The sequence below is a fragment of the Micromonospora sp. NPDC002575 genome, from assembly GCF_042889525.1.
In the GTDB taxonomy this organism is placed as follows: Bacteria; Actinomycetota; Actinomycetes; order Mycobacteriales; family Micromonosporaceae; genus Micromonospora; species Micromonospora carbonacea.
Genome location: NZ_JBIARA010000004.1, coordinates 175,073 through 192,261, shown reverse-complemented (window position 1 = coordinate 192,261; position 17,189 = coordinate 175,073). Strand labels below are relative to the sequence as shown.

Sequence of the window (17,189 nt, the reverse complement as noted above, 5' to 3'; positions counted from 1 at the left end):
GTCAGCGGGTGAGGCCCGGGGCCGGCCGGGTTGCGGGGGTCACCCCCCGGCCGCCGAGGTCCGCACGTCGACCCGCCGCCGCGCCCGAGCCGAAGCCGGTGCCGGCGAGCCGCCTCGGCGCGGCCGTGCGCAGCCGGGGATAGACCTCGGCCACCCGGCGCTGGACCCGGTCCGAGCGGTCGGCCAGCACCAGCGCGACGGAGGGCGCGCCCGATTCGGCGACCGCGCCGGCCTCCGCCGCCGCCAGCCGCGCGCCGACCGCCTGGGCGAACCCGGCGAGCCAGGACCGCCGGAACGCGGCCGGGTGCTCGCCCGCCGGGACCCCGGTGGCGGCCAGCCCGTGCGCGGCCTGCACCAGCAGCGACGTGAAGAGCAGGTCGACCCGTTCCAGGTCGCTGGCGAAGCCGAAGAGGTGCATCGCGAAGCCGTCGCCGTGCCGGCGGCGCACGCAACGGCAGCGCAGCGGGTCGGCGACGGCGGCGAGCAGGCCGGCCTTGTCCCGGGCGTACGGGGCGACGACCTCGACCACCCGGTCGCCGACCGGGTCGGTGGTCGGGTCGCGGGCCGCCAGCAGGGCCCGGTCCACGCCGTAGCGGGCGATCAGCTCGGTCGCCTTGGCCGTGAAGGCGGCCGACTCCTGGGGCGTGCAGGCCGGGTCCTCGGCCTGTGCCAGCAGCTTGCGCACCTTGGCGAGCATGGCCTGGGACATGCCACCAGAGCTATCACACCGTCCCCGCCACGGCGGGCCGACGCCGCGAAGATCGACCAGTATCATCGTCCCGGTCGGTCGGCCGTCCCACCCGGACGGTCAGCAACCCGTTGGAGGCACCCATGTCGTCCCCGGTCGTCCGCCTGCTGTCCAGCTCGACGGCCGCGGCCGTGTCGGCGCTCGCCGTCGCCGCGCCCGCCGTCGCCGCCCCCGCCCAGTCGCTGGTCGCCGGCAACCTCGCCGGCACGTACGCCACCTGCTACGGCGGCGCCGTGCGCTCGTACTTCCAGACCGGAAGCTGGGGCGGCGAGGCCGGCACCTACCGGACCACCAGCCGCTGCGCGGACGTCAACGTCCGTAACGACAGCAGCTTCGGCACCCAGGCGTGCGTGGTGTTCGTCGACAAGACCAACAACTGCAACTACTGGACCTACCTCCCCGCGAAGTCGGGGTGGACGACGGTGGCCACCAACGTCCGCGACGGGGTCAACTTCCGGGTCCGCTTCCAGAACCTGCGCTACGAGTACGAGCCGCTGATCGCGTACCACGCGTTCTGACCGGCGACGCCCGGTGCTCGGCCCCCTGGTCGGGCGTCGGGCGTCAGCCGGCCCGGCTGCGCAGGGTCGCCACCGTCGAGCCGGCGAGGGTGAGCAGGCAGTCGGGCAGCAGGCCGTCGGCGACCGCCGCGCCGAAGAGCGCCTCCCCGGTGTCGGCGTCGGCGTTGGCGTACGCGCTGACGAAGCGCGCCACCCAGCGGGTGTCGTAGCCGGCCTCGTCGATGCCGGGGAAGTCGAGCGCCGCGCCGCCGGTGGCGGGCACGTCCCCGACCATGGTGGCCGCGAGGCACCAGGCCACCCCGTACGCTCCGGCGAGGCCGGCCCGGTCGACCACCTTGTCGAAGGTGCCCACGACCGCGTCGCCGTCGCCGGCGAGGGCGGAGTGGAGCACGGCGGTCGCGTCGTCCAGCGTCTGCTGCGGTACGTCCGTCACCCGCCGAACTGTACGTCCGGTGGTCAAGCGGTGACCACCCGAGAGCGTGCGCCCCGTGACAGTCCGTGCACCGCCGGGGCTAGCAGGGGTTTGACCCTCCTCCACGGTCCCGCCGATCAGCCAGGCACGCTAATGTGCGCAGCGGACCTTTCCCGGAGGAAGGACGACCATGTTCTTATCACCCGGCTCGCGCGTCGCCGCTCTGGCGGCGTGCGGGGCGCTGCTCCTTGCCGGTGCTGGCTGCGGCACCGACAACTCCGAGGAGGCGACCACCACCCCACAGGTCCGCCTCTACGGCAGCGACGGCAACATGACCAACGCGTACGCCGCGGAGTTCAAGGAGCGCTCCGACCTGCTCGACGGCATGAAGGGCACGACCCCGCTCACGCCGTTGCCGGACGCCTTCAAGAACCGCCTCCGCGCCATCAACCCGAAGCTGGGGGACTATCTCTACTCCGCCGAGTCGTACGACGCCGTCATGATCAGCGCGCTGGCCGCGCAGCTGGCCGGCAGCACCGAGCCGGCCGCGATCGCCAAGCAGATCGTCGGCGTCACCAACAACGGCGAGCGGTGCGAGAAGGCGGCGGACTGTCTGCGGCTGGCGCGGGACGGCCGGGACATCGAGTACCGGGGCGTGTCGCTCAACCGGGCGGGCTTCACCGACGCCGGTGAGCCGGCCACCGCCAGCTACGCCACCCTGACCTTCGGCGAGGAGAAGCTCGACGACGGCAAGACCGAGTTCGTCGGCGCCGGCGACGAGTCGGCGGCGAGCACCAAGAACCCGCCACGGCCCCACCGGCAGCGCGGCGCGGCGAAGGCCCCCTCGGCGCCCCTGGTCCTCGGCGGCCTGCTGCCGCGCACCGGCGACCTGGCCATCGCGTACCCGCCGCTGGCCGCCGGGGCCGCGCTCGCCATCAAGGAGATCAACGCCGCGGGCGGCGTGCTCGGCGAGGACGTGGTCTGGGTCGACGGGGACGACGGCACCAATCCGGCCGTGGCCAAGGCGACCGTGGCGAAGCACATCTCCGAGGGCGTGCACGTCATCATCGGCGCGGGCGCGTCGGGCATCTCCCGGGCCGTCCTGCCGGACGTGGTGGCCGCCGGCCTGGTGCTCTTCTCGCCGTCCAACACCGACGCCGGGCTGACCTCGGTCGAGGACAAGGGGCTCTACTTCCGCACCGCCCCGCCGGACAGCCTCCAGGGGCGGGCCCTGGCCGACGTGATCCTGCGCGACGGGCCGCACCGGATCGCCCTGGTCGCCCGGAAGGACTCCTACGGCGAGGGCCTCCAGGAGAACGTCCGCGCCGAGCTGGAGCGGGCCGGCATCGACGGCGACCGGGTGAAGCTGCTGACGTACGAGCCGCCGGCCGACGCGAAGGCCCCGCCGCTGGACTTCACCGCCGGGGCCCGCGAGATCAAGCAGTACGGCGCGGACGCCGTGCTGGTCATCGGCTTCGGCGAGTCCGCGCAGGTGATCCGGGCGCTGGCCGACTCCGGAGTGCAGATCCGGCACTGACCCGACCTGGTCGCGCGACGGCCGCCCCACGATCCTCGCGGGGCGGCCGTCGCGGTTCCGGCCGGAGCTGTCGTCGAGCTGTGGTCAGCGGCCCCGGCGGCGCTCCAGGAACTCGGTCATCCGCCGGCGCTTCTCCTCGTCCTCGAACAGCACCGCCTGGCTGACCAGGTCGAGGTGCGGGTGGGCGGCCGGGGGCGCGTCCACGGCCAGCTTGGTCAGCCGCAGCGCCAGCGCGGACCCCTTCGCCATCTCGTCGAGCAGCCCGTGCGCGGTGGGCAGCAGCTCGGCCGGGTCGTCGACCACCCGGTTGACCAGGCCGATCCGCAGCGCCTCGGCGGCGTCCACCCGGCGGCCGGTGAAGAGCAGCTCCTTGGCCCGCGCCTCGCCGACGAGCGCCGGCAGCCGGTGGGTCGCGCCCGCGCCGGCCAGGATGCCCAGCCGCACCTCGGGCTGCCCGAACACCGCGCGGGCCGTGCACACCCGCAGGTCGCACGCGTACGCCAGCTCGGCCCCGCCGCCCAGCGCCGGCCCGTCCACGGCGGCGACGGTGGGCATCGGCAGCGCCCGGACCCGGGCGAACGCCGCCGAGTTGATCGCGGCGAGCGCGTCGAGCCGGCCGCGTTCGCGGAGCTGGCCGATGTCCGCCCCGCCCGCGAAGATCCCCTCGGCGCCGCCGGTGAGCAGCAGCAGCCGGGGCCGGGCCTCCAGCTCGGCGCAGACGGCGTGCAGCTCGGCGATCAGGTCGGCGTCGATCGCGTTGCGCTTCTCCGGCCGGTCGAGCGTGACCACGAGCCGGTCCTGACCTTCCTCGACGCGCAGCCCGCTCACCGCTTGCCGCCCTCGTCCCAGCGGTAGAAGCCCTGCCCGGACTTCCGGCCCAGCTTCCCCTCGGCGACCATCTTCTCCAGCAGCGGCGGCGGCGCGAACCGGTCCCCGTACGCGGCCTGGAGGGTGCGGGCGATGTCGAGCCGGACGTCCAGCCCCACCAGGTCGGTCAGCTCCAGCGGGCCGACGGGGTGCCGGTAGCCGAGCACCATGGCCTTGTCGATGTCGGCGGGGCTGGCCACCCCGTCGGCGACCATCCGGATCGCCTCCAGGCCCAGGGTCACCCCGAGCCGGGAGGTGGCGAAGCCGGGCATGTCGCGTACGACGACGGGGTCCTTGCCCAGCCGGCCGGCGAGCGCGACGGCCGCCGCGGTGGTCTCGTCGGCGGTGGCCGGGCCCACCACGACCTCCAGCAGCGCCATGGCCCAGACGGGGTTGAAGAAGTGCAGGCCGAGGAAGCGCTCGGGCCGGTCCAGCCCGGCGGCCAGCTCGGCGATGGCGATGCTGGATGTGTTGCTGCCGAGCAGCGCGGGGCGCAGGGCGGCGGCGTCGCGCAGCACCGCCCGCTTGAGGTCGAGCCGCTCGGGGACGGCCTCCACCACCACGTCGGGCCCGGGCGCGACCTCGCCGAGCGAGGGGCGCAGCGTCAACCGGTCCCGGTCGGCCGCCGCCGCGTCGGCGGTGAGCTTGCCGCGCTGCACCGCCCGCTCCCACAACTCGCCCAGCCGCGCCGCGGCGGCGGTGGCCCGGCCCGGGTCGACCTCCACCAGCTCGACGCGGTATCCCGCGCCGGCCGCCACGTAGGCGATGCCGAGGCCCATCGTGCCGGCCCCGACGACGACGAACCGACCGCTCATGACGTCTCCTCGCTCCGCCCGGCGCGCGGGGTCTCCGCCGCGCCGGGGCGCTCGCTGCACTGGCTCATGGGTGCGACCCTATGCAGCACCGCCACCCGGCGGATGCGTGGGGGCGCGTCGATCCGGGTAAGGACGGCCGTCAACCGAGGGAAGGACCCGACATGAGCCAGGCACCGGAGAGTGTGGAGACCAACGAGACCGTGGAGACCCGGGGCGACGAGCGGGTCGACCTGCTCCGCGCGGACACCAACAACGACGGGAAGACCGACGTCTGGGTGGTCGACACCGACGGTGACGGCCGGGCCGACCTGTTCCAGTTCGACACCGACGGCGACGGCAAGGTGGACATCACGATGGTCGACCTCGACGAGGACGGCACCCCCGACGAGGTCGTCGACGGCGACGGCGGCCTCCCGCCCGAGCAGCTCCCCCCGACCGTCGAGGTCTGAGGTGCAAGGAGGGGCCCCTTGTTAACGCTTTCTGTTGCACAGGGGGCCCCTGCAAACACCTCAGCCCGTGAGCGTCAGCGTCGCCAGGTAGTACGGGGCGTCCCGGTCGTCCACGTCGGCCAGCCGCCACGGGGTGCCGCGTACGAGGTCGGCCAGCTCGGCCACGGAGCACACCAGGTAGTCGAACCACTCGGTGCCCAGTTCGCGGTAACGCAGGCGGAGCCGAAGCTGGCCGCCGAGCCGGCCGAGCCGCCGGTTGCGCTCGTGGTAGCCGGTGTGCACCGGGTCGCTGGTGCCGTACGGGTCGGTGCCGTGCGCGATGACCTGCGCCCCGGGCCGGGCGAGCGCGGCCAGCGCGGCGAGGAACGCCGGTGCCCGGTCCCGCCCCTCGATCAGTCCGAGGTTGTTGCCGAGCAGCAGGAACGTGTCGTACCGCCGGCCGTCGGCGACGTGCTCGTCGACCGTGCCGTGCACCAGGTCGCGTACGCCGCGCCGCCGGCACACCTTCAGCGCGCCGAGCGAGGTGTCCAGCCCGGTCACGGGCACGCCGCGCTCCTGGAGCAGCAGCGCGATGCGGCCGGCGCCGACGCCGACGTCCAGCGTCTCGCCGCGCACCCGGTCGACGGCCCGGTGGTCGTACGGCTGCCAGTCCTCGGGCCCGGCCAGGTAGTGGGCGGCGGGCGCGCCGTTGATCAGGCCGTCGTCCCGCTCGATGACCTCGATGACCGGCCGGGGCAGTCGCCCCCCGGCCAGCGGCCGGGCACCGACTCCGCGCTGGACGGCGAGCGCGTCGCGCAGCAGTTCGCCGAAGACGTCGCCGATCCTGGGTTCTCCGGTCACAGGGTTCACGCTATCCCCGCTGTCCCCGGGCCGCGCGGTCGTATCCTGGCGGCGTGACCACCTTGGACCGGCTGGGCGCCGAGAAGTACGTGCTGTTGACCACGTTCCGCAAGGACGGGCGGGCGGTGCCCACGCCGGTGTGGGTGGTCCGCGACGGTGACGCGCTCGCCGCGTGGACCGTCACCGACTCGGGCAAGGTGAAGCGGATCCGGCGTAGCGGCGAGGTGACGGTCGCCCCGTGCGACGTGCGGGGCCGCCCGCACGGTGCGGCGGTGCCCGGTCGGGCGACCATCTGCGATCCGGCGCAGACCCGCCGGATCCGCGAGTTGCTGAAGCAGAAGTATCGGCTGGTGGGCCGCCTGAGCCTGCTGGGCAGCCGGCTGCGCCGGGGCGAGGGCGGCACGGTGGGCATCCGGGTGACCCTCGCCGAGGGGGCCGCGCCGGGGGACGAGGGGGCGCGGTGAGCGGCCCGGACGCGGATCAGGGGCGGCAGATGCGCTCTGCCACCCCTGATCCGATCGTCTGAAGGAACTTGCTCAGTCCCCTTGGCGTTGCTGGGGGATCTGCCCCTGCAGCAGGGCGCGAACCTCCGACTCGCGGTAACGGCGGTGGCCGCCCAGGGTGCGGATGGCGCTGAGCTTGCCAGCCTTGGCCCACCGGGTCACCGTCTTCGGGTCGACACGGAACATCGACGCCACCTCGGCCGGTGTGAGCAGCGGCTCCGGTTCGTGCGTTCGCGATGCCATATCGGTCACTCCTCCACAGGTATAGACATCGGCCGGGGTCCCGCCGGCCGACGCGTCTCCCATGGTCCGGCTAGTCCCCGATGTCCGACATGGGCCGAACGGCCGAAGGTCCCTAGACGGACGGATGAACCATGCCCGATTTATACGACTAATACACGCCAGAATCCACCTTATTTGGACTCATAATCACTGGTCGTGATGCTCCAACTACGAGACCATCTCACCTTGGGAGCGCTTCCATGGGTGGTTTGCTCCCCCTTGGGGCGTTCTTTCCCCAGGTCAGCGCTAGTTACACCGCTCGAGCAACTGGACCGCCCGCCACCGCGCGACGAGCCGGTCGTACGCCGCCGACGCCTCCTCGGCCTCCCCCTTGGACAGCCCGGCGAGGCCGCCGGCGACGAGCGCCGGGGAATCGTCCTCGGCGAGGGTCTCGTCGGAGAGCAACTGGACCAGGCCGCCGTAGTCCAGCTCCACCACCGAACGCGGGTGGAACTCCTCCAACCACCGCGCGGCCTCCTCGACCGCCTCGGTGATCGGCGCCTCGCCGACGGTCTTGCGCAGCACCGACAGCGCCCGGGACGACCGGCGGCGGGCCTTCGAGATCTCCGTCCGGTAGCGCAGCGCGCGCCGCCCGGGCCGGGTCACCAGGTCCCGCTCCTCGAAGTCGAACAGGACGAACCAGCGCAGCGGCACGCCCCACGTGGCGATCTGCTCGTGCACCCTCGGCACGCCGTGCTCCAGCACCCGGGCCCCGCTGCGCCAGTCCTCCACGACCGCCTTGGCCTGCCCCGCCAGGACCGGCGGGACGAACGCGTCGGCCAGCACCGACGGCACGCCGTCGCGGGCGCTCAGCGCCGCCTCGGCCACCCGGATCCGCAGGTTCCACGGGCAGACCAACAGGGCGTCGTCGACCTCCAGGACGTACGCCTCCTCGGGCAGGTCGGGCAGGCGGGTCCAGCCCGCGCCGAGCGCCTCGATGACCGCCGTCCGCTGCCGCAGGGGCCCCTCCGACGGGGCCACCGCCCGCCCCTGCTCGACGTAACGCCGCCAGAAGGATTGGCGATCGCGGTCGAAGGCGGTCAGCGGCTCGTACACCCGCAGGTACGAAGCGAAGAGCGACGGCACGGCGCGATCCTCCCACGAGACGGAACCCGGACGCCCGCAGCGCCCCCCGATCAGGCGCGCTGGCCCCCGGACGCCCGCGGCCGGGCGCGCTGCGCACGACGGTACGGCGTCGGCCGGTACTAGGCTCGGCAGCACCGGCACCATCCCGCCGGACGCGCCACCAGGTCCGCGTCCCACAAGGACGCACACCGTCACAGGAGTCAGCCATGGGCGTTTTCACCAGCACCGACGACCCGTCGTCCACCGGCCACGAGCAGGTCGTGTTCTGCCAGGACACGCAGACCGGCCTCCGCGCGATCATCGGCATCTACTCCACCGCGCTGGGCCCCGCGCTCGGCGGCACCCGCTTCTACCCGTACGCGAGCGAAGAGGCCGCGCTGGCCGACGTGCTCGACCTGTCGCGCGGGATGGCGTACAAGAACGCGCTCGCCGGGCTGGACCTGGGCGGCGGCAAGGCGGTCATCTGGGGCGACCCGGACCAGCTCAAGAGCGAGCCGCTGCTGCGCGCGTACGGCCGCTTCGTCGAGTCGCTCAACGGCCGCTACTACACCGCCTGCGACGTCGGGACGTACGTGGCCGACATGGACGTGATCGCCCGGGAGACCCGCTACGTCACCGGCCGCAGCGTCGAGCACGGGGGCGCCGGGGACTCCTCGGTGCTGACCGCCTGGGGCGTCTTCCAGGGCATGCGGGCCGCCGCCGAGCACGTCTGGGGCGCGCCCACCCTCAACGGCAGGCGGGTCGGCGTGGCCGGGCTGGGCAAGGTCGGCAAGCACCTGACCCGGCACCTGCTCGACGACCACGCCGAGGTGGTGGCGACCGACGTCGACCCCCGGGCCCGCGAGTGGGCGCGCGCCAACCACCCGCAGGTCGAGCTGGTCGACGACGCCGCCGCGCTCGTCGCCGCCGACATCGACGTGTACGCCCCGTGCGCGCTGGGCGGCGCCCTCGACGACGACACGGTGCCGGCGCTGCGGGCGAAGGTGGTCGCCGGGGCGGCGAACAACCAGCTCGCCCACCCGGGCATCGAGAAGCTGCTCGCCGACCGGGGCATCCTCTACGCCCCCGACTACGTGGTGAACGCCGGCGGGGTGATCCAGGTGGCCGACGAGATCGAGGGCTTCAACTTCGAGCGGGCCAGGCTCCGGGCCACCCGCATCTACGACACCACGCGGCAGATCCTGCGGCTCGCCGACGACGAGGGGGTGCCCCCGGCGGTGGCGGCGGACCGGCTCGCCGAGCGCCGGATGGCGGAGGTCGGCCGGCTGCGGACGATCCACCTGAGGTGAGGACCACCGCCCCGCGGCGCGGGACCGGGCCGCGGTGAGGGGTGCGCGCTGCGGTGAAGGTCACAGTCCGGCCCGGGACGCCACGGCCCCGGCTCCGGCGACCGGGCCGGGCCCGGGGGCGGGCGGCGTTAAGCTGGAAATCGGGGTGATTACTACCCAACTGCCCGATGTCACGAGTGATTCGGCAACCGCCCCTTACCTCAGTACAATCGGTGACGGCTGGATGACTGCGACGCGCAGAGCCGGCCTGCGGTAACCCGAGGTGCCGAAGGGCGGCATCCCCATGTACCGTAAGAGCCACGAGAGATGCCTGACGTCATCGGGGCCCGCCTTCGGGCTGCCCCGAATTCTGTGCGAGGGGGTCGAGCCATGGGGCGCGGCCGTGCTAAGGCCAAGCAGACGAAGGTGGCCCGGGAGTTGAAGTACCACTCCCCGAACACCGACCTCACCGCCTTGCAGCGCGAACTGGCGGGTGCTGGTAAGTCGAACCACGACTTCGACGACGACTACAAAGAGTATGTCGACGACGACGACGAGGATCACGCGGACGAGGACCCGGACCCCTGGGTCCGTCCGACCCGTTGACCCCCGGGAGCAACTGAGCACGCGGCAGTCCGCGTGCTTGCGTTTGTGCACGTCCCGGGGCCGGCGTACCAACCGATGATCAAGGATCTGTCCACCGGACCCCGTTCCGGGCGATCGGCAGGTCCTTGATCTCGGAGCCGTACCCTCAGCGGGGCCGGTTGTTCCAGTTGTAGAACGTCGGGATGTTCTCGAAGTGGTTCCAGGCGCACACCGCGCCCGTGCCCTCCCCTCCCGCCGCCTCCGACCGCAGCCGGCGCGCGTCCTCCGCCTCCTGGAGCAGCGCGACGAGCCCGTCGGCGGCATCCCGCACCCGGTCGACGACCGGGCCCTCCGTGGCCCCTCCGACGCGCTCAGGCTGCCGGTGTCCGGTGTTCTCGGGCATGGTCCAACACTCCCTCCAGTAGGCGGATCTTGCTGTTGCGGCAGTGCTCGGTCTCCGTACCGTCGAAACGCCCCAGCTCGAAGTAACGGTTGGCGGCGTGCCCGCCCCCGCAGAACCCGAAGTACGGGCAGGACGTTCGGCACGCCTCCACGCCGGCCAGGAACTCACCCACCCAGCCGGTCGACCGCTCCGCGCCGGCCACGATCTCGGCCAGCGGGGTCGTCAGCACGTTGCCGCTGCTGAAGTCGCCGTACCGGGGGTCGGAGAAGCCGGCCAACTCCGGGGAGAGCACGACCACGGAGCCGTCGTGGCCGACCGTGGGGATCGGGTCCAGCCGCCGGGGCAGCAGCCCGTCGGCGTTGCCGTCGAGGACCGCCGCCGCATACCGCAGCGACCACTCCACCTCGCGCAGGTGGATGCGGGGATCCCGACGCCAGGCGGCCACCAGCTCCGCCCAGAACGCCCGCACCTGCGCCGCCTCGTGGGCGTTGCCCCGGGTGTTCACCCCCTCCTTCTCCTCGATGTTGACGCCCAGCACCTCGCAGCCCAGGCCGAGGAAGTAGTCGTACAACTCGGCGGCCCGCCCCGGCTCCGGGTCGTTGACCACGGCCAGGGCCGAGAAGGGCAGCCCGTGCCGGCGCAGCGCCGCCACGCCCCGCACGATCCGGTCGTACGCCGGCCGCCCGGCCCGGGTGACCCGGTCGCCGTTGCGCCCGCGCGGCCCGTCCACGCTCACGCTGACCCGCACCCGGTGCGCGGCGAGGAACTCGCACCAGGCGTCGTCGATGAGGGTCGCGTTGGTCTGCACGTGGTGCTCGACCTCTGGGCCGAACGGGGCGATCAGCGCGGCCAGGTGCTCCCGGCCGGCCGCCAGGGGCTCCCCGCCGTGCCACACCACCGAGAAGCGGCCAGCCGCCGCCCAGCGGTTCACCGAGACCGCGACCGCCTCGGCGACCGCGACCGGCATCCGCCGGTCGGCCGCCCGCATGGGGAGGTAGCAGTATGCGCAGTCGAGGTTGCACAGGGTCGTTGGCTGCATCACGACGTACGACGGGACCGGGGAGATCCCCCGCATCCCGCTGAACGGCCGTCCCCGAGCAGCCATCGCCCTCCTTCCCGACCCGAGGGGCGCCCCTCAGGCTAGGCGGCGACGGCCGCTCGGGTGAACCCCCGACCAGACGCCGAGCAAATCAATGGCTCTCGATGTTAACCCCGCGTGTGCTGGCCGACCATCTGCACCTTGCCGGTGCCCTCGATAATCTCGCCGGCCTGCCAGGCGTCCACGCCCCGCCCGGTCAGCGTGGCCAGCGCCCGGTCGGCGTCCTCGGCGGAGACGATCGCGAACATCCCGACGCCCATGTTGAACGTCGCCTCCATCTCGTGGTCCTCGATCCGGCCCTTGGACTGGATCAGGTCGAAGATGGGCTGCGGCTTCCACGTGGAGCGGTTGACCACCGCGTCGACGTGCTCCGGCAGGATGCGCACCAGGTTGCCCGGGATGCCGCCGCCGGTGACGTGCGCGATCGACCGCACCTCGGCCTCGGCGATCAGCTTGAGGCAGTCCTGGGCGTAGATCTTCGTCGGGGTGAGCAGCTCCTCGCCGAGGGTGCGCTGCCGGCCGAAGTCCTCGATCACCACGTCGAGCCGCATCCGGCCCGCGCCCAGCAGCACGTGCCGCACCAGGGAGTAGCCGTTGGAGTGCAGGCCCGAGGAGCGCATCGCGATGACCACGTCGCCGGTCTCGACCCGCTCCGGGCTTAGGATCTCGCTCTCCTCCACCACGCCGACGCCGGTGGCGGAGACGTCGTACTCGTCCGGACGCAGGACGCCGGGGTGCTCGGCCGTCTCGCCGCCGAGCAGCGCGCAGCCGGCGTACCGGCAGCCGTCGGCGATGCCCGCGCCGATCTCGGCCACCTTGTCGGGGACGACCTCGCCGCAGGCGATGTAGTCGAGCAGGAACAGCGGCTCGGCACCGCAGGCCACCAGGTCGTCCACGACCATGGCGACCAGGTCGATGCCGATCGTGTCGTGGATGTCGAGCTGCTGCGCGATCACCAGCTTGGTGCCCACCCCGTCCGTGGAGGACGCCAGGATCGGGTTCTTGTATTTCTTCGTGTCCAGCCGGAACAGGCCGGCGAAGCCACCCAGGTCGCCCATGACCTCCGGGCGACGGGTCTGCTTGACCTTGGACTTGAGCAGCTCGACCGCGCGGTCGCCCGCCTCGATCGAGACGCCGGCGTCCGCGTACGAGACCGAGCGTTTGCGCGCCAGGCGGCCGTTGCCGGCCGTCCAGGGCTGGCGGTCGCCGCCGGCGCCGGTCGGGCTGCTTCCTGTGCCGCTGCGCTCGGAAACGTGCGTCACGGTTCTCCCCTTTTGTGGTTCTCGCGGGATCCGGCGGTGGCCGGTCGGCCCGCGTCGGGCGGTGCTATTGGCGGTGTACGGTCGCGCCGCCCGAAGTGGCGACGAGCGGTGGGACGGCGTGCCCGGGGGCGTCCGGGGCATCGGCGACCCGGCGTCCCACCCCTTCGAGCACGTGCTTGCCGATCAGGTTCCCGGCTGGCAGCTCGATCGGGTATTCCCCGTCGAAGCAGGCCCGGCAGAGCCGGGTCTTCGGCTGCTCGGTCGCGGCGATGAGGCCGGGAAGCGAAACATAGCCCAACGTGTCGGCGCCGATGGACCGCCGGATGCCCTCGTTGTCCAGCCCGTTGGCCAACAGCTCGGCCCGGGTGGCGAAGTCGATGCCGTAGAAGCACGGCCAGTTGACCGGCGGGGAGGAGATCCGGACGTGGACCTCCAGCGCGCCCGCCTCGCGCAGCATCCGCACGATCGCCCGCTGGGTGTTGCCACGCACGATCGAGTCGTCGACCACCACCAGCCGCTTGCCCCGCACGTTCTCCCGCAGCGGGTTGAGCTTCAGCCGGATGCCGAGCTGGCGCAGGGTCTGCGAGGGCTGGATGAACGTCCGGCCGACGTACGGGTTCTTCATCAGGCCGGCGCCGTAGGTGATGCCGGACTCCTCGGCGTAGCCGATGGCGGCCGGGGTGCCGGACTCCGGCACCGGGATGACCAGGTCGGCCTCGACCGGGTGCTCCTTGGCGAGCTGGCGGCCGATCTGCACCCGGGCGGCGTGCACGTTGCGCCCGGCGATGGTGGCGTCCGGGCGGGCGATGTAGACGTACTCGAAGAGGCAGCCCTTCGGCTCGGGCGCGGCGAACCGGGCCGAGCGCAGGCCGTTCTCGTCGATGGCGATCAGCTCGCCCGGCTCCACCTCGCGGACCACGCTCGCGCCCACGATGTCGAGCGCGGCGGTCTCGCTCGCCACCACCCAGCCGCGCTCCAGCCGGCCGAGGACCAGCGGGCGCACGCCGTGCGGGTCGCGGGCCGCGTAGAGCGTCGACTCGTCCATGAAGACGAAGCTGAACGCCCCGCGCAGCTGGGGCAGCACCTCCAGCGCGGCGGCCTCGACCGAGAGATCCGGACGGCTGGCCAGCAGCATCGTCACCAGCGAGGTGTCGTTGGTCGAGCCGTCGGCGGCCAGGCCCCGCTCGGCCACCTCGCGCTGCAACTCGGCGGTGTTGACCAGGTTGCCGTTGTGCGCCAGCGCGATGGTGGTGCCGGCGCTGGTGGACCGGATGGTCGGCTGGGCGTTCTCCCAGGTCGAGCCGCCGGTGGTCGAGTAGCGCGCGTGCCCGATCGCGAGGTGCCCGCGCAGGCTCGCCAGGGTCGGCTCGTCGAAGACCTGGGCCACCAGGCCGAGGTCCTTGTAGACCACCACCCCGGAGCCGTCGCTGACGGCGATCCCGGCGGCCTCCTGGCCACGGTGTTGGAGGGCGTAGAGCCCGAAGTAGGTCAGGTTGGCGACCTCCTCCCCCGGCGCCCAGACACCGAAGACGCCGCAGGCGTCCTGGGGGCCGGGTCGTTGGGGATCGAGATCGTGGCTCAGCCGGCCGTCGCCTCGGGGCACCTGCCGCTCCCTCATGCTGGTCGGGACTGGCCGGGCCGGACGGATGTGCTGGTCCGCGTTGCCCGGCCGGGACCACTGTCGTCGCCTGACAGTGTACGCGAATCGGTGTCAATACAGTAAGTCACGATTCGCCTCCGCTGCGTGACCACACGGGTGGGCTAATCACCCAGGTGGAGCGGAAGGTGCGCGGAGAGGTCGGCACGGACCCCGCTGACCCGTACGCGGCCCTCGGTGACCGCGTCCGCCCAGCTCCGCCGGCCCGTCGCGAGCTCCAGCCAGGTGGTCGGGTCCAGCTCGACGACGTTCGGCGGGGTGCCCCGGGTGTGTCGGGGACCGGGAATGCACTGAACTGCACCGTAAGGTGGGACACGCACCTCCACCGATCGGCCGGGGGCACGCTCCGTAAGGGCGGCCAACAAGGCACGGACCGCCGCCCGGAACACCGGCCGTTCGGGGGTGCGACCCTCGTCGAGCGCGGCGAGCGCCTCGGCGACCGCTGCGGACTTATTGTGCGGAGAGGACACGACGGGACGATACGACCCGGCTCCGGCGCTTTCGACGTTGGCCCTGGGTCGCGCCGATCCGGTCAGACAAGGCATAGTTGCCGACGGCGTATTCGTACCGTGATGATCCCCGGCCCGGCGCCCCGCCGGCGGAGGGAAGTCAGACCGGAAGGCGGTGGACGTGTCAACACACCGACGTGCCTGGCAGCAGCGGGCGGGTGTGGTCGTGGCGCTGGCAATCGGCGCCCTGCTCGCCGTCCCCGCCACACCCGTACTGGCCGCCCCCGGTGTCGGCAACGTGTCGGCTTCGCCGAGTTCGGTCGACGCTGGTGGCACCGTGAAGGTCACCTACAGCCTGAACTTCGCCAATCCCGACGAACCGGCCGACGTGCAGGTCAGCTCGAACAACTCGAAGCTCACCTGCCTCGATGGCTGTTCTCGCGGACGCGTTGACCAGAGCGGCAGCTACACCGCGACCTTCCGGCTCGCCCCCGACGCCGCCAACGGCTCCGCCGTGATCACGGTCAAGGCCACCGACTCGAACAATCAGAGTCAGCAGGGCTCGACGACGGTCACCCTTGTCGGCAAGGCCGCGCCGACGACCCCGTCTGAGGTGGAGACCGTCAAGTCGGTCTCCGGCAAGGTGGTCGCGGCGGCCAACGGCGAGGCGGTGCCGAACGCCGTCGTGATGCTCCAGGACAGCGCCGGGCACCGCTACGAGACCACCAGCAACGGCAGCGGCAACTTCAGCTTCACCGGCAGCACCTCCCGACCCATCGCCCCCGGCCGGCTCGACATCGGCGCGATCCAGGGCGAGGTCCGCGTCACGAAGTCCTTCACCGCCAGCGCCGGGCAGAGCGTGAGCGGGCAGCGGCTCAGCCTCGCGATCAAGGTCGAGGTGAGCCCGAGCCCCAGCCCGTCGGCCAGCGAGGAGCCGCTGCCTTCCGACGAGGCCACCGACGACGTCACCGACGAGCCGACGGAGGCCGCCCCCGCCAACGCGAACAACGCCGCCTCGACCGAGGAGGACAGCGGCATGTCGTGGCTGCTCATCCTGCTCGGCGGCCTGTTCGTGGCGGTCGGCGTCGGCACCATCGTGCTGCTCTGGATGAAGCGCCGGGAGACCGGCGACGACGGCGACGACGCCCCGAAGGGCGCCGCCGCGGCGGGCGCGATCCCGGCCGCCCGGGGCGCGTACGGCGGGGCGGACGACCAGACGCGGGTGGTGAACCGGGTCGGTGCCGGGCCGGACCCGACGATGGTCGGCGGCACCTCGCTCAGCGACGCCCCGACGATGATGCACCGGCCGGTCGTCGACGACGTCCCGCCGGACCCCTACGGCGCTCCGCCGGCCCCGTACGGCGCGGGCGGCCAGCAGCAGGGCGGCTGGGGCGGCGGCTACGGCGACGAGCCCCAGACCGGTGGCTACGGCGCGGCCGGCGGGTACGGCAACGCCCCGGCCTCCAGCGGCGGCTACGGCAACGCGGGCGGGTACGGCGCCGACGCCCCCGCCTCGGGCGGCGGCTACGGCACTGCGGGCGGCTACGGCGCCGACGCGCCCGCCTCGGGTGGTGGCTACGGCTCCGCCCCGGCGTCCGGCGGCGGCTACGGCAGCGCCTCCGCGTCCGGCGGCTACGGCAGCGCGCCGGCCTCCGGTGGTGGCTACGGCTCCGCCCCGGCCTCGGGCGGCGGCTACGGCAGCGCGCCCGCCTCGGGCGGCGGCTACGGCAATCCCGGCGGCGGGTACGGCGCCGAGGCGCCGACCTCCTCCGGTGGCGGCTACGGCAACCGCGACTACGGCGCGCCCGCAGGTGCGCCGGCCGGCGGGTACCCGGGCCAGGGCGGTGGCGGCTACGGCGGCGAGCGCTACGACGAGCCGACCGGACGGTACACCGGCGACGGCACCGCCTCCTACCCGCCGCCCGCCGCGGACCCGTACCCGACCAGCACCTACCAGCCGGAGCAGGGCCACGGCGGCTACGGCCAGCCGGAGCCCTCACCGTACGGCGGCCGGGGCGGCGAACCCACCGGCGGCTACGGCGCGGCCGAGCCCACCGGCGGCTACGGCGGTGGCGGTTACGGCCAGCAGGGCGGCGGCTACGACGCCGGCCAGCAGCAGGGCGGCTACGACCAGCGCGGCGGGTACGGCTCCGAGGGCTACGGTCAGCAGGGCGGGTACGGCCAGCAGGGCGGCTACGGTCAGGAGCCTCCGCACCAGCGCGGCGGCGGCTACGACGACCGCGGCTACGAGCAGCCGACCAGCTACGACCAGCAGCAGGGCGGCGGCTACTACGGCGACCAGGCCCCGCAGCAGGGCCGGGGCCGGCCCGACGGCCCGCCGCCGCAGCAGCAGGACCGGGGCGGTCGCCGGCTGGACTGGCTGGACGACTGACCGACCCGGGCCGGCGG

The 17,189-nt window shown here is 73.3% G+C and carries 19 protein-coding genes; 7 read left to right on the top strand and 12 right to left on the bottom strand.

Translation table 11 applies throughout. The annotated features are described in order from the left end of the window. Window position 1: 1 nt before the first annotated feature. Window positions 2-709 carry a DUF2786 domain-containing protein gene (locus tag ACFYWL_RS08555; RefSeq protein ID WP_386969226.1) on the bottom strand — a complete coding sequence of 236 codons (708 nt, stop codon included), beginning with the start codon at window positions 707-709 and terminating at the stop codon, window positions 2-4. A gap of 122 nt (window positions 710-831) precedes the next feature. On the opposite strand from ACFYWL_RS08555, the gene ACFYWL_RS08550 reads away from it, so the two are divergent. Further along, window positions 832-1,266 carry a hypothetical protein gene (locus ACFYWL_RS08550; RefSeq protein WP_386969224.1) on the top strand — a complete coding sequence of 145 codons (435 nt, stop codon included), beginning with the start codon at window positions 832-834 and terminating at the stop codon, window positions 1,264-1,266. 43 nt (window positions 1,267-1,309) lie between these two features. Here ACFYWL_RS08550 and ACFYWL_RS08545 read toward each other — a convergent pair whose 3' ends face one another. Further along, window positions 1,310-1,699, bottom strand: coding sequence for a hypothetical protein (locus tag ACFYWL_RS08545; protein ID WP_386969221.1), 390 nt, complete (start codon window positions 1,697-1,699; stop codon window positions 1,310-1,312). A gap of 169 nt (window positions 1,700-1,868) precedes the next feature. On the opposite strand from ACFYWL_RS08545, the gene ACFYWL_RS08540 reads away from it, so the two are divergent. Next, the gene (locus tag ACFYWL_RS08540) at window positions 1,869-3,215 is read left to right on the top strand and encodes an ABC transporter substrate-binding protein (RefSeq protein ID WP_386969218.1); all 1,347 of its coding nucleotides are present in this window, start codon (window positions 1,869-1,871) and stop codon (window positions 3,213-3,215) included. Window positions 3,216-3,299: 84 nt separating this feature from the next. Here ACFYWL_RS08540 and ACFYWL_RS08535 read toward each other — a convergent pair whose 3' ends face one another. Together ACFYWL_RS08535 and ACFYWL_RS08530 are read right to left on the bottom strand one after the other, a co-directional pair. Then, complete coding sequence (locus ACFYWL_RS08535) at window positions 3,300-4,043, bottom strand: enoyl-CoA hydratase/isomerase family protein (protein WP_386969215.1); 744 nt, start codon at window positions 4,041-4,043, stop codon at window positions 3,300-3,302. Then, on the bottom strand, window positions 4,040-4,897 hold the full coding sequence (locus tag ACFYWL_RS08530; RefSeq protein WP_386969214.1) for a 3-hydroxyacyl-CoA dehydrogenase family protein: 858 nt from the start codon (window positions 4,895-4,897) through the stop codon (window positions 4,040-4,042). Before ACFYWL_RS08530 ends, ACFYWL_RS08535 begins: the two co-directional genes overlap by 4 nt. Window positions 4,898-5,058: 161 nt before the next feature. On the opposite strand from ACFYWL_RS08530, the gene ACFYWL_RS08525 reads away from it, so the two are divergent. Next, entirely contained in the window at window positions 5,059-5,346 is a 288-nt protein-coding gene (locus tag ACFYWL_RS08525; protein WP_386969212.1) for a hypothetical protein, read from the top strand. A gap of 60 nt (window positions 5,347-5,406) precedes the next feature. Here ACFYWL_RS08525 and ACFYWL_RS08520 read toward each other — a convergent pair whose 3' ends face one another. Next, window positions 5,407-6,186 (bottom strand): bifunctional 2-polyprenyl-6-hydroxyphenol methylase/3-demethylubiquinol 3-O-methyltransferase UbiG, encoded by a 780-nt coding sequence (locus tag ACFYWL_RS08520; protein WP_278130689.1) that lies wholly within the window; start codon window positions 6,184-6,186, stop codon window positions 5,407-5,409. Between the two features lie 53 nt (window positions 6,187-6,239). Between ACFYWL_RS08520 and ACFYWL_RS08515 the strand changes: the two genes are divergently transcribed. Continuing rightward, on the top strand, window positions 6,240-6,650 hold the full coding sequence (locus tag ACFYWL_RS08515) for a PPOX class F420-dependent oxidoreductase (protein ID WP_386969209.1): 411 nt from the start codon (window positions 6,240-6,242) through the stop codon (window positions 6,648-6,650). 72 nt (window positions 6,651-6,722) lie between these two features. Here the strand turns inward: ACFYWL_RS08515 and ACFYWL_RS08510 are convergent, their stop codons facing one another. Next, the gene (locus tag ACFYWL_RS08510; RefSeq protein ID WP_007073996.1) at window positions 6,723-6,932 is read right to left on the bottom strand and encodes a BldC family transcriptional regulator; all 210 of its coding nucleotides are present in this window, start codon (window positions 6,930-6,932) and stop codon (window positions 6,723-6,725) included. Window positions 6,933-7,217: 285 nt separating this feature from the next. Continuing rightward, window positions 7,218-8,057, bottom strand: a complete 840-nt coding sequence (locus ACFYWL_RS08505; protein ID WP_386969206.1) for a hypothetical protein — start codon at window positions 8,055-8,057, stop codon at window positions 7,218-7,220. Window positions 8,058-8,263: 206 nt separating this feature from the next. Between ACFYWL_RS08505 and ACFYWL_RS08500 the strand changes: the two genes are divergently transcribed. Both ACFYWL_RS08500 and ACFYWL_RS08495 read left to right on the top strand, forming a co-directional pair. Then, entirely contained in the window at window positions 8,264-9,346 is a 1,083-nt protein-coding gene (locus ACFYWL_RS08500; RefSeq protein ID WP_386969203.1) for a Glu/Leu/Phe/Val dehydrogenase, read from the top strand. A 369-nt stretch (window positions 9,347-9,715) separates the two neighbouring features. Beyond that, window positions 9,716-9,931, top strand: coding sequence for a DUF3073 domain-containing protein (locus ACFYWL_RS08495; RefSeq protein WP_036373645.1), 216 nt, complete (start codon window positions 9,716-9,718; stop codon window positions 9,929-9,931). 145 nt (window positions 9,932-10,076) lie between these two features. Here ACFYWL_RS08495 and amcA read toward each other — a convergent pair whose 3' ends face one another. The 5 genes from amcA to ACFYWL_RS08470 all read right to left on the bottom strand — a co-directional run bounded on the left by amcA (window position 10,077) and on the right by ACFYWL_RS08470 (window position 14,801). Then, entirely contained in the window at window positions 10,077-10,313 is a 237-nt protein-coding gene (amcA, locus tag ACFYWL_RS08490; protein ID WP_386969200.1) for a multiple cyclophane-containing RiPP AmcA, read from the bottom strand. Next, a complete protein-coding gene (gene amcB, locus ACFYWL_RS08485) occupies window positions 10,282-11,388 on the bottom strand; it encodes a cyclophane-forming radical SAM peptide maturase AmcB (protein WP_386969760.1) in 1,107 nt (368 codons plus the stop codon). The genes amcA and amcB overlap by 32 nt, the downstream gene beginning before the upstream one ends. A 131-nt stretch (window positions 11,389-11,519) precedes the next feature. Beyond that, the gene (gene purM / locus ACFYWL_RS08480; protein WP_386969198.1) at window positions 11,520-12,674 is read right to left on the bottom strand and encodes a phosphoribosylformylglycinamidine cyclo-ligase; all 1,155 of its coding nucleotides are present in this window, start codon (window positions 12,672-12,674) and stop codon (window positions 11,520-11,522) included. A gap of 64 nt (window positions 12,675-12,738) precedes the next feature. Then, window positions 12,739-14,277: an amidophosphoribosyltransferase gene (gene purF, locus ACFYWL_RS08475; protein WP_074475589.1), complete on the bottom strand. Its 1,539-nt coding sequence runs from the start codon at window positions 14,275-14,277 to the stop codon at window positions 12,739-12,741. 158 nt (window positions 14,278-14,435) lie between these two features. Then, window positions 14,436-14,801, bottom strand: a complete 366-nt coding sequence (locus ACFYWL_RS08470) for a sterol carrier family protein (protein ID WP_386969195.1) — start codon at window positions 14,799-14,801, stop codon at window positions 14,436-14,438. 160 nt (window positions 14,802-14,961) lie between these two features. On the opposite strand from ACFYWL_RS08470, the gene ACFYWL_RS08465 reads away from it, so the two are divergent. Next, window positions 14,962-17,172: a carboxypeptidase-like regulatory domain-containing protein gene (locus tag ACFYWL_RS08465; RefSeq protein ID WP_386969193.1), complete on the top strand. Its 2,211-nt coding sequence runs from the start codon at window positions 14,962-14,964 to the stop codon at window positions 17,170-17,172. Window positions 17,173-17,189 lie beyond the last annotated feature (17 nt).